The sequence below is a fragment of the Pseudonocardia wallangbongensis genome, assembly GCF_054486945.1.
Map to the genome: position 1 here is coordinate 94404 of NZ_JBRERS010000003.1, position 14622 is coordinate 109025.

Consider the following 14622-nt stretch of genomic DNA (forward strand, 5'->3'; position numbering starts at 1 on the left):
GGGCACCGCCGTGCCAGAGTCGCCCGACGAGTCGATCAGGAGGTGGTCGTGCAGGGTTCGCGCCGAGCCGGGTCCCGGGGCGTGACGTGAACTTCTTCGACTACCTCGGCAGCCGCTGGGACAACCTCCTCGAGCTGGGCATCGAGCACGCGGCCGTCACGGTCGTGGCAGTGCTGATCGCCACCGTCGTCGGCGTGGGGTTGGGCATGGCCACCTACAACCGCCCGCGGTCACGACAGTTCGTGATCGCGACGACGTCGGTGTTCCTGACCCTCCCGTCGCTGGCGCTCTTCGGCCTCTTCATCAACGTGTTCGGCATCGGGACGACGTCGGTGGTCGTCGCGCTCGTGATGTACTCGCTGCTGCCGATCGTCGCCAACACGGTCGTGGGGCTGCGGGAGGTGGACCCCGCCGTCGTCGAGTCCGCCCAGGGCATGGGCATGGGCCGCGTCCAGCGCCTGCTGCGCATCGAGCTGCCGCTCGCCTGGCCGGTGATCCTCACCGGGATGCGGGTGTCCACCCTGATCACCCTCGGCATCACCGCGATCGGCGCCTACATCCAGGGCCCCGGCCTCGGCAACGACATCTTCGCGGGGGTGTCGCGCCTGTCCAGCCCGAACGCGCTCAACCTCGTGCTCGGCGGCACCCTCGGGGTCGTCGTCCTCGCGGTGCTGTTCGACCTGTTCTACGTACTGCTGAACCGGCTGACGACGTCGAGGGGGATCCGATGAGCCCGACCAAGATCCGCCTCGAGAACCTCACCAAGCGGTTCCCCGGGCAGAAGGAGCCCGCGGTCGACGACCTCTCGCTGGACATCCCCGAGGGTGAGATCGTGATCTTCGTGGGGCCGTCGGGGTGCGGCAAGACCACCACGATGAAGCTGATCAACCGGCTGATCGAGCCGACGTCCGGCCGGATCGTCCTCGACGACGAGGACGTCACCAAGGTCGACGCGGACCGGCTGCGCCGGCGTATCGGTTACGTGATCCAGCAGATCGGGCTCTTCCCGCACCAGACGATCGCGGAGAACATCGCGACGGTCCCGCGCCTGCTGAAGTGGGACAAGGCGCGGATCGCGAAGCGCGTGGACGAGCTGATCGAGACCGTCGGGATGGACCCGGCGGCGTACCGCAACCGGTACCCCAAGCAGCTGTCCGGCGGTCAGCGCCAGCGCATCGGCGTGGCCCGCGCGATGAGCGCCGACCCCGACGTCATGCTCATGGACGAGCCGTTCGGCGCCATCGACCCCATCACCCGCGACCGGCTGCAGAACGAGTTCCTCCGGATCCAGTCGGAGCTCAAGAAGACGATCATCTTCGTCACCCACGACATCGACGAGGCGATCAAGATGGGGGACCGGATCGCGATCCTGCGCGAGGGCTCGCACGTCGCCCAGTACGACACCCCGGAGCGGATCCTCGTGGACCCGGCCGACGACTTCGTCGCCGACTTCATCGGCCGCGGCGCCTCGCTCAAGCGCCTGTCGCTGTCGCGGGTGCGCGACATCGAGCTGAGCGAGTGGCCGACCGTGGCCGAGGACGCCGACCCGGCCCAGGCCCGCCGCATGCTGCTGGAGAGCGACCGGGGCTGCCTGCTCGTGCTCGACGAGGCGCGGCGCCCGCGCAGCTGGGTGGGCGCCGACCACCTGGCGCGCGTGGGCGAGCGCAAGCTCTCCGAGGTCGGCCTGCCGATGACCATGGTGACGCCGTTCGCCACGCTCTCGGACACCCTCAACGAGATGCTCACCGCCCGCTACAGCACCGCGGTCGTCACCGACGAGTCCGGCGCCTACGCCGGCGTCGTCGAGATCGACACGATCAACGAGGCCATCCGCGGGATGCGGACCGGCGAGCGCCGCGCGGCCCGCGATCTGCTCGAAGCGGACCCGGACACAGCGGCCCAGCCGGACCCGGCGCCATGACCGTCGCGATCGCCGAGGAGGTCGAGCGACCGCACCGGCGGTCGCTCGCCGGGTACCTCGTCACGCCCGCCGTGCTCGTGCTGGTGCTGGCCGCGCTCGCGCTGTACGTGGGCAGCCGGACCCTCGACAGCATCGAGGCGCGCCGCCTCACCCTCGAGTTCATCGTCCCCGCCGTGGTGGAGCACGTCGTGCTCACGGTCGTCTCCACCGCGGTCGTCCTGGTCGTCGCGGTGCCGGTCGGGATCCTGCTGACGCGCCCGTTCGCCCGCGGGGTGGTGGCCCCGGCCGTGGCCGTGTTCAACATCGGCCAGGCCGTGCCGTCGATCGGGGTGCTCGTCCTGCTCGCGATCGTCTGGGGCATCGGGTTCTGGCCCGCGGTCGTCGCGCTGGTGGCGTACTCGGCGCTGCCGGTGCTGCGCAACACCGTGGTGGGGCTGCAGCAGGTGGATCCGGCCGTGATCGAGTCGGGCCGCGGGATGGGGATGAGCCGCCGGGGCGTCCTCGCGGGGATCGAGTTGCCGCTCGCCGTCCCGGTCATCCTCACCGGCCTGCGGACCGCGCTCGTGATCAACGTCGGCACGGCGGCGCTGGCGGCGCTGACCAACGCGGGCGGGCTCGGCACGATCATCATCACCGGCCTGGTGCAGAACCGGCCGATCGTGACGGTGGTCGGCAGCGTGCTCACCGCGGTGCTCGCCCTGTTCATCGACTACGTCGGTCGCGTCGCGGAGGACGTGCTCCGGCCCAAGGGTCTGTAAGGGAAGGGATGGCCATGCACATCCGGATGATGGCGGTGCTCGCGGCAGCGGCGCTGGCGGTGACGGCGTGCGGCGGCGGTGGTGGGGATGCCGGCGACACCGGTGGCGGCGGCGGTGCGGGGTCACTGTCCGCGATCGACCTGTCCGGCGCGACGTTCCGGGTCGGCTCGAAGGAGTTCACCGAGCAGATCGTGCTCGGCCAGATCGCCGTGCAGGCCCTGGAGGCCACCGGGGCCTCGGTGGGCAACCTGAACACGATCACCGGCAGCACCAACGTGCGCACGGCGCTCACGGCCGGCGAGCTGGACATGTACTGGGACTACACCGGCACCGGCTGGACCACGTACCTGCAGCACGAGCCGCAGTCGGCGCCCAAGGGCGACCAGGAGCTCTACGACGCGGTGGCGGCCGAGGACAAGGGGAACGGGATCGCCTGGCTCGCGCCCGCCCCCGTGGACAACACCTACGCCATCGCCACCGCACAGGGCCGCGACGCCGAGCTGGGCGTGCACACCTTGAGCGAGTACGCCGCGCTGGTCAACCGCGACCCGGCGCAGGCCCGGATGTGCGCCGCGGCCGAGTTCCTCACCCGTGACGACGGTTGGCCCGGTCTCGAGAAGGCCTACGGCTTCGACCTGCCCGACGACGGGGTCGCCGAGCTGGAGCTGTCCCTGGTCCCGGCGGAGATCGCGAGCGGGCAGAACTGCAACTTCGGCGAGGTGACGGCCACCGACGGCGCCGTTGCGGCCAACAAGCTCGTGATCCTCGAGGACGACCAGCAGTTCTTCGTGCCCTACAACGCCGCGATGACGGTGCGGCAGGAGGTGCTCGACCAGCACCCGCAGCTCGCCGACGTGTTCAACCCGATCGCGGCGAAGCTCACCACCGACCTCATGCGCGGGCTCAACGAGCGCGTGGACGTCGGGGGCGAGCTGCCCGAGGATGTGGCCGAGCAGTTCCTGCAGGACAACGGCTTCATCGGATAGCGGCGGGCCGCCAGGTGCGCATCACACTCGCGCAGGTCGACGCCGCGCTCGGGGACGTCGACGCGAACGCCGACCGCGCGGAGCGGGCCGTGGCAGGCGCCGTTGCAGCCGGGGCGGACCTGGTCGTCTTCCCCGAGCTGCACCTCACCGGCTACTCGATCGGCGGCCTGTCCGACGACGTGTCGATGCGGGCCGACGACCCGCGCCTCGCCCGCGTCGCGCGGCGGGCGGGCGAGGCGGGTGTCCTCGCCGGGTTCGTCGAGGACGGGCCCGGCATCCACACCTACAACAGCACGGGCTACTTCGCCCGAGGCGAGCTCGTGCACCTGCACCGCAAGCTCTACCTGCCGACCTACAAGTCGTTCGAGGAGCGCAAGCACTTCACGCCCGGGCCGAACCTGCGCGCGTTCCCCGGCGCGGGCGGAACCCGGATGGCGGTGCTGCTCTGCAACGACGCCTGGCAGCCGCAGCTCGCGTTCCTCGCCACGCAGGACGGTGCCCGCGTCCTGCTCGTGCCGGCGGCGAGCGCGCAGAGCCAGTTCCCGGGGCACTACGACTCGCGCACCTACTGGCGCGACATCACCCGCTTCTACGCGCGGATGTTCCAGCTCTTCGTGGTGTTCGTGAACCGCGTCGGCGCCGAGGGCGACCTGCGCTTCTGGGGTGGCTCGCACGTCGTCGACCCGTGGGGCGAGACGGTCGCCGAAGCTCCTGACGGGGAGGAGCACCTGCTCACGGTGGACATCGACCTGGCCGACGTCCGCCGCCGTCGCCGCGCCATCCCGCTGGTCAAGGAGGCCCGGCTGGGGTTGATCAGCCGGGAGGTCACGCGCCTGCTGGACGAGGGTGGAGACCTCTAGCGTCCCGAACCGGAAGTCCGGTGCATAAATCGGCGGATCCAGGTTTCCGCTGGGTGCGCCGGCGGGCCGGCCTCGTACCGGGCGTACTCGGACGGTTCGCCGGTGTGCTCAGCGGGGAGCTGGGCCGTCGAGTTGTGTGGTGGACTTCCGGTTCGGGACGTTAGGGGCCTCAGTCCTCGTCGGGCGGGGGGCCGACGTAGCCGTCGGCCTCCTGGTCGTCGTCGAACGTGATCAGCTTCGGGATGCGCGGGTTCAGCGTGTTGCCGTCGACATGGGCGCCGGTGGACCCGTCGGCGAGGGCGATCGCCTTGTCGTTGTGGCCTTCGAAGTCGTTGCCGGTGATCGCCACGTTCTGGACGTCTTTGACCATCACCGCCTGGACGGCGTCGTCGTCGCAGTAGTTGTTGCCGAACGTCCAGTTCGTGCTCGCGCCGGGGCCCTGCACGCCCTCGTCGGGCAGGTTCGGACCCTCGGCGATCAGGCACTGCGCGGCGACGTCCTCGCAGCGGTTGCCGTCGATGACGATGTCGCTGCTCGTCGGGTACTCGTCGCTGTAGTAGCTCTGGAAGCAGTCCGGATGCGGGCCGTCGCCGCAGCCGTCGTCCGAGCAGTCGGATCCGTCGGACACGTCCGAGATCACGTTGCGCTGCATCGTGATGTGGTCGCCGAAGAACCGGATGCCGTCGGTGTCGTCACCGGCGTTGACCGGATGGCGGATCGTGTTGTCCTGGAACACGATGTTGTCGCCCTGGAGCTTCGCGCCCATGGAGTGGGCGTCGACCGAGTCGAACCCCTGGACGACGACGTTGCTGGCGAGGACGTCGATGCCGGCCACCGTGGCCGTGTCGACCCCGACGTAGGTGACGGGCCGGTCGGGCGTCCCGCCGGTGTCGATGGTCAACCGCGAGTCCAGCGTGCCGGACAGGCAGACGACGTCACCCGGCACGACCGGTGGCACGCTGCCGACCGCGCCCTCGATGCTGCACCGTGGCTGGTCGCCCGCCGGGGGCGGCTGGGGGTGGGCGCTCCCGGTCTCGGAGGACCCGCAGCCGGCCAGGCCGAGGGCGGCTACCGCGAGGATCGCCCCCCACCGGGCCAGAGCGAGCCGCACGGGCCCACGGCTCCGCAGAGGCGCGTCTGTGGTCACCCGTCCAGCATGTCCCCCGAGCGGTCATGCCGGCATCAGTTTCTGGCAGGCATCTCAGGATGGGGTTGCGGACCCGGCATCCACGATCTCCGCGACGACCGCGCGGGTGACCGGGGCGCCGTCGGGCAGGGCGCGCAGGATCGGCCCGGCGATGGCGTCGAGCTCCAGGGTGGCGCCGGCGATCGCGTCCTTGAGCATCGACGAGCGCATCCCGGCGGGCAGGCCGGCGATCCGCTTCCCGACGGCGTCCGGGTCGATCTCGGCGCCGGCCGTGGCCGCCGCGGCAGCGGTCTCGGCGACGAGCCCGTCCAACAGGTCGGGGTGGACGCCTGCGGCCGGCCCGATCGGCTGCCTCGCGCGGGTGGTGAGCAGGGCCAGCGGGGCGAGGAAGGAGAGCTTGCGCCACAGCAGCGTGGCCTCGTCGGGCGCGGAGGCGTCGACGTCCAGGCCGGCCGCGCGGAGCAGGTCCTCCGGGTCGACGCGGGCGTGCTCACGTTCCTCGGCGAGCCCGTAGTCGAGGAACGGTGAGACGTGCTCGATCACGCCCGGCGCGACCCGCGTGGCCTCGACCGCGACCGTCATCGGCACGACCGCCGACTGCGGCAGCGCCGCCCGCAGCAGCGCGACGTGGTCGGTGCCGTTGAGCAGCGGCGCCACGGCGGCGTCGGCCAGCAGCGCGGACGGCACCCGGCTCAGCGCGGCGAGCAGGTCCGGGGCCTTGACCGCGACGAACAGGACGTCGACCGGCGCGGTGAGGTACGGGCGCGCGGGCACCCGGGCCCGCCGTTCGCCGAAGCGCTGGCTGCGCAGCGCCAGGCCGTCGACGTTGATCGCGGTGCTCGTGCGCTCCGAGGCCAGCACGGTGACCTCGTGACCGGCCTCGGCGAGCAGGACCGCGAGCATCCCGCCGACCGCGCCCGCCCCGAGAATCCCCACCCGCTCCGCCATGCCCGCTCCTCCCGGCCGTTTCCGCCATCGTGTCACCCGGCCGCGGGCGGCCGCTCAGGCCCGGCGCAGTGCGGGCGGGAGCAGCATGCGCCGGGGGTCGACGAGCACGAGCGCGGCGAGCCCCAGCAGCGGCAGCAGCGTGAGCTGGACGAGCCCGGCGCCCTGCCAGCCGATACCGGCGACGAGCCGGGCGAAGATCAGCCCGGACACCGCGGCGGCGACGTAGTAGGTGAGGATGAACAGCCCCGCGCCGCGGCCGACGTGCTCGGGTCGCACCGAGCGCTGCAGCACCGTGGTGCAGTTGGTGAACAGCACCCCGCTGGCGAAGGTGCCGATCAGGAACGCGAGCACGTAGTGCGCGGCGGCACCGGTGGCCACCGTGTAGGCGAACAGCGTGGACACGGCCGTGCCCACGAAGCCCACGGCCATGAGGATCCGCTGGTCCATCCGGTCGGCGAGCCACCCCACCGGCAGCGCCATCATCGCGCCGAACCCGACGAGCGACGCGGCGAGCGCCGCTTCACCGGGCGCGAAGGCGAGCTCCTCGCGCAGGAACGTCGGGTCGAGGCCGAGGAACCCGTAGAACACCAGGCCGGACACCGCCGAGGTGATCGCGAACGCCATCGAGTTGCGGTTGTACGGGCTGGCGGGAACGTGGTCGTAGCTCGTCTCCTCCGCGGTGGCGCCGCGCCCGGCCACCGCCTCGCTCATCGTCCGCGGCACCGTGACCAGCAGGATCAGCGCGACGACCAGGCCTGCCACGCCGAAGACGTAGAACGGGGTGCGCCAGGTGTCCGAGGCGGCGGCCATGGCCTGCCCGGTCACGGGACCGAGGAACACGCCCAGGCCGAACGCGACCCCGATGAACCCGGCGGCGAAGGCCCGGCGGTGGAAGTAGTAGGCGCCGATGATCGCGTAGATGGCGGTGGCCTGCACGCCCTCACCCACGCCGGAGACCAGCCGGTAGATCGCCATGTCCACGAAGCCCGCGGCGAGCGGGATGGCGATCGTGCCGGCCGAGTAGACGAGCACGCTCGCGACGACGATCGTCTTGCGGGACATCCGGTCGAGCAGGTACCCGGCCGGTATCCCGGTGATCGCGAGTCCCAGCGTGAAGCCGGTGGCGAGCAGGCCGGCCTGGTCGAGCGAGAAGCCGAACTCCTCGCGGATCTCCGGCACGAGCGGGTAGAACACCTGCCGGTCCATCGCGTTCAGGCCGTAGGACAGGCAGAGGACGGCGAAGCCCAGCGCGACCGCCGCCCGGCCCGCCGGTGCCGCCGCCCGCCGGGTCGCTCCCCGTGACGCTTCCTGGGTCATCGCAGCTCCTCCCGGCGCTCGTGGGTGCTGGTGCTGCGGAAGTCGGTGTACGTGTAGGGGTTGTCGAGGATCTTGGTCTCCGGGACGTCCGGGTTCATCCCCTTCTCCCAGGCCTCCTCGCCGAGCTGCGCGCGCAGGTACTCGACGGTGCGCTCCACCGCCTGCCGCGCCGCCGTCAGGTCGACCCCGACGAGCCGGTGGTCGGTCTTCACGACCCGCCCGTTCACCAGCACGGTGTGCACGTCACCGCGCTGGGCCTGGAACGCGACGTGGCCGTGCGGGTGCAGCAGCGGGAACATCACGGGCGAGTGCTCGTTCTTGATCAGCACGAGGTCGGCCAGCTTGCCGGCCTCGACGCTGCCCAGCCGGTCCTCCCGGCCCAGGGCCCGGGCCCCGCCGCGGGTGGCCCACTCCACCACCTGCGCCGCCCGCAGCGAGGAGTGGGTGACGGTGTCGCCCTTCGCGTGCGCCTCCAGGTGCTCGCGGGAGCGGTCGGCGCCCAGGGTGGACCGCATGGCCGAGAAGAGGTCGGCGCTCCACCACACCGAGGTGTCCATCGACAGCGACACCGGGATGCCGTACGCGCGCAGCGCCCAGGTGGGCGGGTAGCCCTGGCCCGCGCTCTGCTCGCTCTCCGTGGACACCGAGGCGGAGCCGCCGCTCGCGGCGATGCGGTGGTAGGAGTCGGGCGAGAGCGAGGCGCTGTGCACGTAGACGGTCTCGGGGGTCATGAAGCCGTGCTCGTGCATGAGCCGGATGCCGTCGTCGCCGGTGGCCCCCCACACCCCGGCGTGCGTGGTGACCGGCACCCCCAGCTCGCGGGCCACCTCGAACGCCGGCTTCTCGGGGAAGGCCGGGTCCCCGGTGACGTCGAACGCGAGCTGGAACCCGAGCACGTCGTCGCCGCGCCCGCCCGGGAAGCGGCGGGTCACGAAGTCGCGGAACCCGGGCGACGCCGTCCAGCTCGCCGGCGCGTCCTGGATGTTGCCGTAGGCCAGGACGAACCGCCCGGGTACCGACGCCAGGGCGTCGACCGCGGCGTCGGCGTGCTCGGGGGTCTGCAGCCCGTGCGACCAGTCCACGGTGGTGGTGACGCCCGCGTCGATCGCTTCGAGGGCGGCGAGCAGGTTGCCCGCGTGCACGTCCTCGGGGCGGAAGACCTTGCCCCACTCGAGGTAGTTCCACACGAAGTACTGCGTCAGCGTCCAGTCGGCGCCGTAGCCGCGCATGGCCGTCTGCCACATGTGCCGGTGGGTGTCGATCATGCCGGGCAGGACGATGCCGCCGGTGGCGTCGATCTCGACGGTGCCGTCGGGCACCGCGAGTGCGGGGCCGACCGCCGCGATGGTCTCGCCGACCACCAGCACGTCGTGATCCGGGAGCACCGTGTGGGCCGCGTCGATGGTGAGGACCGTGCCTCCCCGCAGGACGACGGGCGTGCGCTGGTTCGTCACCTGACGCTCCTTTGCGACGGACGGACGTCCGCGTGCCGGTCGCCCTAGGACGCGCAGCTTTGTGCAGCTCGGGCCGGGTGTCAATCCGCCCTCCGATCGATCCGGCGGCGAGCGTGGGTGTCCGTTCCGCGGACACTGCGGTTACCCTCGTGCGATGCCGCGCGCAGGGACCGGTCCGGACTTCATCGAGGCGCTGGCCCGCGGGCTCGACGTCATCACCGCCTTCCGGCCCGGCCGGCCGGTGATGACGCTCGCCGAGGTGGCCACCGCCACCGACCTCGCCCGCCCGACCGCCCGCCGGATCCTGCTGACGCTCGAGGAGCTCGGCTACGTCCGCACGGCGGATCGGGGCTACACGCTCACGCCCCGGGTGCTCGACCTGGGCGTGTCCTACGTGCGGTCGACAGGGCTGTGGGACGTCGCCCGCCCGCACCTGGAGCGGCTCGTCGCGCGCACCGACGAGTCCTGCTCCATCGCCCAGCTCGACGGCTCGGACATCGTCTACGTCGCCCGCGTGGCCGTGCCGAAGATCGTCACCCTCGCCGTGCAGATCGGCACCCGGTTCCCGGCGCTGCCGACGTCGCTGGGGAAGGTCCAGCTCGCGGCGCTCGCGCCGGACGAGCTGGAGCGGGTGCTGGCCGAGCCCACCCGCTCCGGGCTCGTCCCGCGCTGGCAGCCCGACCCCGCCGAGCGCGACGCGGTGTTGCGCGAGGTGCGGGCCCGCGGCTGGGCGCTCACCGACGAGCAGCTCGCGCTGGGCATCCGCTCGATCGCCGCGCCGCTGCGCGACGGCTCGGGCCGGGTGATCGCGGGGGTCAACGTGAACTGCCACGCCGCCGAGACCTCCGTGGAGCGCCTGCTGGAGCACCACCTCCCGCTCCTGCTGCAGACGGCGGGGGAGATCAGCGCCGACTTCGCCCGCTTGGACACGGTCCCGCACGTGACGGTCACGGCGTCCTGAGTCGCAGCATGGTGGCCATACTCCGGTTCGGCCGGAGTATGGCCACCATGCTGCGGTTCGGGCGAGCTTGACGCGACCTCCCTCCGGGGGAAGGATCCGTTGCCGCGGACATCTGTCCGTTGAACGGACGGAAGGTGGGTGAATGGCCTCTCGCGCGGCGGGGCCGCTGGCCGGGATCCTGGTCGCGGACTTCTCCCGCATCCTGGCCGGCCCGTACGCCACGATGCTGCTGGCCGACATGGGTGCCGACGTGATCAAGGTGGAGGGCCCGACGGGCGACGACACGCGCACCTGGATCCCCCCGGAGCACGACGGCGTCTCGACCTACTACCTCGGGATCAACCGCGGGAAGCGCTCGATCGCGCTCGACCTGCGCGCCGAGTCCGACGCCGAGGCGGCACGCGAGCTGGCGCGACGCGCCGACGTGCTGATCGAGAACTTCAAGCCGGGCGGCCTCGCCCGGTACGGGCTGGACTACGAGTCGGTCCGGGCGGCCAACCCGGGCGTCATCTACAGCTCGATCACGGGGTTCGGCGCCGGGAAGGGCAGCCACGTCCCGGGCTACGACCTGATGGTGCAGGCGATGTCGGGCCTGATGAGCCTCACCGGCGACCCGGACGGCCCGCCGTACCGGGCCGGGATCTCGGTGTTCGACGTGATGGCCGGCAACCACGCGTTGATCGGGATCCTCGCCGCGCTGCGCCACCGCGACCGCACCGGCGAGGGCCAGCTCGTCGAGGTCAACCTGCTCTCCTCGGCGCTGACGGGGCTGGTGAACCACAGCTCGGCGTACGTGGCGGGCGGCGAGGTGCCCTACCGGATGGGCAACGCGCACCCGAGCGTGTTCCCGTACGAGCCGCTGCCCACGGCCGACGACGACATCATCATCGCGGCGGCCAACGACCGGCAGTTCCGCAAGCTGTGCGAGGTGCTGGAGATCCCGGAGGTGGCCGACGACCCGCGGTTCGCCCGCAACGTCGACCGCACCGCCAACCGGGAGGAGCTGCGCCCGGTCCTGGTCGAGCGGCTGGCGCGGCACGGGGCGGTGGAGTGGTTCGAGGAGCTGGTGGCCGTCGGGGTGCCGTGCGGCCCGATCCAGACGATCGACGGCGGGTTCGCGATGGCCGACCGGTTCGGGCTCGACCCGGTCGTCCAGGCGGGCGAGGGGGAACGGGCCATGCCCACCACCCGGCACCCGATCCGGTTCTCCGCCACCCCGGCCGGGTACCGCCTACCCCCGCCGGGGCTCGACGAGCACGGCGCCGAGCTGCGCAGATGGCTCTCGACACCGCAGGATGACCGGCATGCCTGAGTACCGCACAGCCCTGGGGGCGTCCACCCTGGAGAAGATCACGCTCCTCGGGCAGGACCTGGCCGAGGACGTCATGGGCAACGTCGGGTTCGGCGAGCTGTCGTTCTGGCTCGCCACCCAGCGCCGCCCCACGACGGGTGAGACCCGGGTCTTCGAGGCCGTGCTCGCCGCGCTCGCCGACCACGGCTACACGCCGACCGCGATCGTCACCCGGCTCACCTACCTCTCGGCGCCGGACTCGGTACAGGGCGCGCTGGCGGCGGGGCTGCTCGGCGGCGGCTCGCGCTTCCTCGGCGTCACCGAGGACTGCGGCCGGTTCCTGCACGCGCAGCTCCCGCCGGAGCTGCCCACCGACGACGCGGGCTGGGACGCCCTCGCCCTGGGCATCGTGCGCGCGCAGCGGGAGGCGAAGCGGTTCGTGCCCGGCCTCGGCCACCACGTGCACAAGAACGGCGACCCGCGCACCCCGCGCCTCATGGCGATCGCGCGGGAGGAGGACCTGTTCGGGCCGCACCTGCAGCTGTTCGCCGCGATCGGGCGGGTCCACCCCGAGGTCCTCGGGAAGACCCTGCCGCTCAACGGCGCCGGGGTGTGCGGCGCCGCGCTCGCCGACCTGGGCCTGCCCCTGGAGCTGCTGCGCGGGTTCGCCCTGCTCGCGCGCGCGGCCGGCCTGATCGGTCAGCTCGCCGAGGAGCTGCGCCACCCCGTGGGCAATGACATCTTCCTGTCGGTGGACCTGAACAACTCCTCCGTCGAGCCCGATCCGTACGAGCCGGGAGGTCCTCGTGGCTGAAGTGGTCGCGGTGATCGCGTCTACGCACCATCCGTTCTACTACCGCGCCAGCACCTCCACCGGTGCGGACCGCCCGCCGTTCGCGGACGAGTGGGTGCGCAAGGTGGAGGCGTTCCGGGAGACGCTGACGCGGGCCCGGCCGGACGTGCTGGTGATGGTCGGCTCCGACCACTTCCACCAGCTGTGGCTGGACAACATGCCGCAGTTCCTCGTCGGCAAGGCGCCGGTGTACGACGCCAACTGGTACAACGAGGAGCGCGAGTTCGGGCTGCCCCGGATGCGGCTCGCCGGCCAGGAGGACCTCTCCGCGTACATCCTGCGCGAGGGTCTCGACGCCGGCTTCGACCTGGCGTTCTCCAACGAGCTGCGGATCGACCACTCGATCACGTGCCCGATCATCACCCTGCGCCCGGACGCCGACCTGCCGATCGTGCCGGTCTACACGAACATCTTCGCGCCGCCGCTGCCGCAGCCGAAGCGGTTCGTGCAGCTCGGGCGGGCGATCCGGCAGCTCGTCGAGTCGTGGCCGTCGGACCAGCGGGTGGCGGTGATCGGCACCGGGCACCTGTCGCTCGAGCTGGGCGGGCCGCGCCAGTTCGGCCCGCACGGCCCCGATCCGCAGTTCGACCAGAAGGCCGTGGAGTGGATCTCGTCGGGCGACATCGAGGGCTGCCTCGCCGAGGTCACCCTCGACAGCCTGCACGCCCCCGGGAACGCCACCCACGGGTTCATGGACTTCATGCTGATGATGGGCGTGGCGGGGGAGGGGAAGAAAGCCGACTACGTCGACACCTACGACCTCTTCCACACCATGGAGGCCTACTTCACCTGGTACCCGGGGGGTGTTCGGTGAGCAAGTACCTGCTGGACAAGTTCCTGTTCACCGTCGACCGGGACGCGGACCTCGTCGAGCGCTACCGCGCCGACCCCGTCGGCACGGTCGCGTGGTGGGAGGCCGAGGAGGCCAACCGGCTCCTGAACTGCGTCGGCGCCGAGAAGAGCACCTGGCTGGCCTTCGACGACGAGGAGCGCGCCGCGCTGGCGGGGCACGACTACCCGAAGCTCTTCGAGCTGGGCGCGCACCCCTTCCTCACGCTGACGCTGTTCATCGCGATGTTCGAGCGCGACCACGCCGAGCCGCTCGGCTTCCAGCTCGAGTACGCGCGGCGGCTGTCGGGGTTCTCCCTGCCCTACCCGGACATCTCCACGTGAGGGTTGCCCGGATCGTCGAGCTCGGCCGGCCGCCGGTGGTGGCCGACCAGGAGCCGCCCGCGGGCGTCGAGGGGCAGGTGCTGGTCGACGTGCTCGCCGCGCCGATCACCCCGCTCGACCTGCTGTGCGCCACCGGCACCTCGTACTTCGGGAAGCCCGCCACCCCGTACGTCCCCGGCGTGCAGGGCGTCGGGGAGGTCGACGGGCGGACCGTCTGGTTCCCGACGACCGCCGGCATGGCCCCGGGCGACGGCAGCATGGCGGAGGTCGCGGCCGTGGCCGCCGACGACCTGGTGGAGCTCCCGGCGGCCGCCGACGCGGTGGCCGTGGCCGCGGCCGGTCTGTCCGCCGTGGCCGCGCACATGGCGCTGACCTGGTGCGGCGAGCTCGCCGCCGGGGAACAGGTGATCGTGCTCGGCGCGGGCGGTGTGGTGGGCCAGGCGGCCGTGCAGCTGGCCAGGGCGGCCGGGGCGCGCCGGGTGGTGGCGGGCGCCCGCTCGGCCGCGGCGCGGGAGCGCGCCGAGCAGGCCGGGGCCGACGCCGTGGTCGTGCTCGACACCGACGACCACGACGAGCTGGCCTCCCGGTTCACCGCGGCCTGCGACGGCCCGGCCGACCTGGTGCTCGACCCCCTCTTCGGCGCCCCGGCCGCCGGGGCGATGCGGACGCTGCGCCCGGGCGGGCGGCTGGTGAACCTGGGCGGGTCGGCGGCGGAGACCTCGCCGATCGACACGTCCACGCTGCGCAGCCGCTCGCTGCGCCTGCTCGGCTACACCAACAACGCGCTCACCCGCGAGCAGCGCGCCGCCGCCGTCACGGCCGTCGCCGAGCACGTCGCCCGGGGCGAGCTCACCGTCGCGCACGAGGTCGTCCCGCTCGCCGACGCGGCCGGGGCGTGGCAGCGCCAGACCGACGGCCGCGCGGGCGGCCGGATCGTCCTGAGGCCCTAGTGT

At 72.3% G+C, this 14622-nt stretch carries 15 protein-coding genes; 11 read left to right on the forward strand and 4 right to left on the reverse strand.

What is annotated here, in order from left to right:
• The first annotated feature begins 86 nt into the window (after nt 1-86).
• Genes ACU436_RS11800 through ACU436_RS11820 form a run of 5 tightly spaced genes read left to right on the forward strand, consistent with a single transcriptional unit; the run spans nt 87 to nt 4525 of the window.
• Nucleotides 87-731: an ABC transporter permease gene (locus ACU436_RS11800; RefSeq protein ID WP_459024501.1), complete on the forward strand. Its 645-nt coding sequence runs from the start codon at nt 87-89 to the stop codon at nt 729-731.
• Entirely contained in the window at nt 728-1921 is a 1194-nt protein-coding gene (locus tag ACU436_RS11805) for a betaine/proline/choline family ABC transporter ATP-binding protein (RefSeq protein ID WP_459024503.1), read from the forward strand. The genes ACU436_RS11800 and ACU436_RS11805 overlap by 4 nt, the downstream gene beginning before the upstream one ends.
• Nucleotides 1918-2679, forward strand: coding sequence for an ABC transporter permease (locus ACU436_RS11810; protein WP_459024505.1), 762 nt, complete (start codon nt 1918-1920; stop codon nt 2677-2679). The genes ACU436_RS11805 and ACU436_RS11810 overlap by 4 nt, the downstream gene beginning before the upstream one ends.
• A 14-nt stretch (nt 2680-2693) precedes the next feature.
• Nucleotides 2694-3665, forward strand: a complete 972-nt coding sequence (locus ACU436_RS11815; RefSeq protein ID WP_459024507.1) for a glycine betaine ABC transporter substrate-binding protein — start codon at nt 2694-2696, stop codon at nt 3663-3665.
• A 14-nt stretch (nt 3666-3679) separates the two neighbouring features.
• Nucleotides 3680-4525: a nitrilase-related carbon-nitrogen hydrolase gene (locus ACU436_RS11820; protein ID WP_459024509.1), complete on the forward strand. Its 846-nt coding sequence runs from the start codon at nt 3680-3682 to the stop codon at nt 4523-4525.
• Between the two features lie 169 nt (nt 4526-4694).
• On the opposite strand, the gene ACU436_RS11825 is transcribed toward ACU436_RS11820, so the two are convergent.
• From ACU436_RS11825 to ACU436_RS11840, 4 genes are all read right to left on the reverse strand, one after another.
• Nucleotides 4695-5636: a right-handed parallel beta-helix repeat-containing protein gene (locus ACU436_RS11825; protein ID WP_459024511.1), complete on the reverse strand. Its 942-nt coding sequence runs from the start codon at nt 5634-5636 to the stop codon at nt 4695-4697.
• Nucleotides 5637-5726: 90 nt separating this feature from the next.
• The gene (locus ACU436_RS11830) at nt 5727-6620 is read right to left on the reverse strand and encodes a ketopantoate reductase family protein (protein WP_459024513.1); all 894 of its coding nucleotides are present in this window, start codon (nt 6618-6620) and stop codon (nt 5727-5729) included.
• Between the two features lie 54 nt (nt 6621-6674).
• Nucleotides 6675-7937, reverse strand: coding sequence for an MFS transporter (locus tag ACU436_RS11835; RefSeq protein WP_459024515.1), 1263 nt, complete (start codon nt 7935-7937; stop codon nt 6675-6677).
• On the reverse strand, nt 7934-9391 hold the full coding sequence (locus ACU436_RS11840) for an amidohydrolase family protein (protein WP_459024517.1): 1458 nt from the start codon (nt 9389-9391) through the stop codon (nt 7934-7936). Before ACU436_RS11840 ends, ACU436_RS11835 begins: the two co-directional genes overlap by 4 nt.
• A gap of 154 nt (nt 9392-9545) precedes the next feature.
• Here ACU436_RS11840 and ACU436_RS11845 point away from each other — a divergent pair, with 154 nt between their 5' ends.
• The 6 genes from ACU436_RS11845 (at nt 9546) to ACU436_RS11870 (ending at nt 14619) form a co-directional block, all read left to right on the forward strand.
• Complete coding sequence (locus ACU436_RS11845) at nt 9546-10352, forward strand: IclR family transcriptional regulator domain-containing protein (protein ID WP_459024519.1); 807 nt, start codon at nt 9546-9548, stop codon at nt 10350-10352.
• A gap of 142 nt (nt 10353-10494) precedes the next feature.
• On the forward strand, nt 10495-11664 hold the full coding sequence (locus ACU436_RS11850) for a CaiB/BaiF CoA transferase family protein (RefSeq protein ID WP_459024521.1): 1170 nt from the start codon (nt 10495-10497) through the stop codon (nt 11662-11664).
• Entirely contained in the window at nt 11657-12457 is an 801-nt protein-coding gene (locus ACU436_RS11855; protein ID WP_459024523.1) for a citryl-CoA lyase, read from the forward strand. The genes ACU436_RS11850 and ACU436_RS11855 overlap by 8 nt, the downstream gene beginning before the upstream one ends.
• Nucleotides 12450-13310: a DODA-type extradiol aromatic ring-opening family dioxygenase gene (locus ACU436_RS11860; protein ID WP_459024524.1), complete on the forward strand. Its 861-nt coding sequence runs from the start codon at nt 12450-12452 to the stop codon at nt 13308-13310. Before ACU436_RS11855 ends, ACU436_RS11860 begins: the two co-directional genes overlap by 8 nt.
• Entirely contained in the window at nt 13307-13669 is a 363-nt protein-coding gene (locus ACU436_RS11865) for a hypothetical protein (RefSeq protein WP_459024525.1), read from the forward strand. Before ACU436_RS11860 ends, ACU436_RS11865 begins: the two co-directional genes overlap by 4 nt.
• The gene (locus ACU436_RS11870) at nt 13666-14619 is read left to right on the forward strand and encodes a quinone oxidoreductase family protein (RefSeq protein WP_459024526.1); all 954 of its coding nucleotides are present in this window, start codon (nt 13666-13668) and stop codon (nt 14617-14619) included. The genes ACU436_RS11865 and ACU436_RS11870 overlap by 4 nt, the downstream gene beginning before the upstream one ends.
• Nucleotides 14620-14622: the final 3 nt, after the last annotated feature.

What these genes read in the sequence shown, in the direction of transcription:
- ACU436_RS11810 (WP_459024505.1), top strand. Translation starts at nt 1,918, where the DNA reads ATGACCGTCGCGATCGCCGAGGAGGTCGAGCGACCGCACCGGCGGTCG.
- ACU436_RS11855 (WP_459024523.1), top strand. Translation starts at nt 11,657, where the DNA reads ATGCCTGAGTACCGCACAGCCCTGGGGGCGTCCACCCTGGAGAAGATC.
- ACU436_RS11850 (WP_459024521.1), top strand. Translation starts at nt 10,495, where the DNA reads ATGGCCTCTCGCGCGGCGGGGCCGCTGGCCGGGATCCTGGTCGCGGAC.
- ACU436_RS11805 (WP_459024503.1), top strand. Translation starts at nt 728, where the DNA reads ATGAGCCCGACCAAGATCCGCCTCGAGAACCTCACCAAGCGGTTCCCC.
- ACU436_RS11815 (WP_459024507.1), top strand. Translation starts at nt 2,694, where the DNA reads ATGCACATCCGGATGATGGCGGTGCTCGCGGCAGCGGCGCTGGCGGTG.
- ACU436_RS11835 (WP_459024515.1), bottom strand. Translation starts at nt 7,937, where the DNA reads ATGACCCAGGAAGCGTCACGGGGAGCGACCCGGCGGGCGGCGGCACCG.
- ACU436_RS11830 (WP_459024513.1), bottom strand. Translation starts at nt 6,620, where the DNA reads ATGGCGGAGCGGGTGGGGATTCTCGGGGCGGGCGCGGTCGGCGGGATG.
- ACU436_RS11845 (WP_459024519.1), top strand. Translation starts at nt 9,546, where the DNA reads ATGCCGCGCGCAGGGACCGGTCCGGACTTCATCGAGGCGCTGGCCCGC.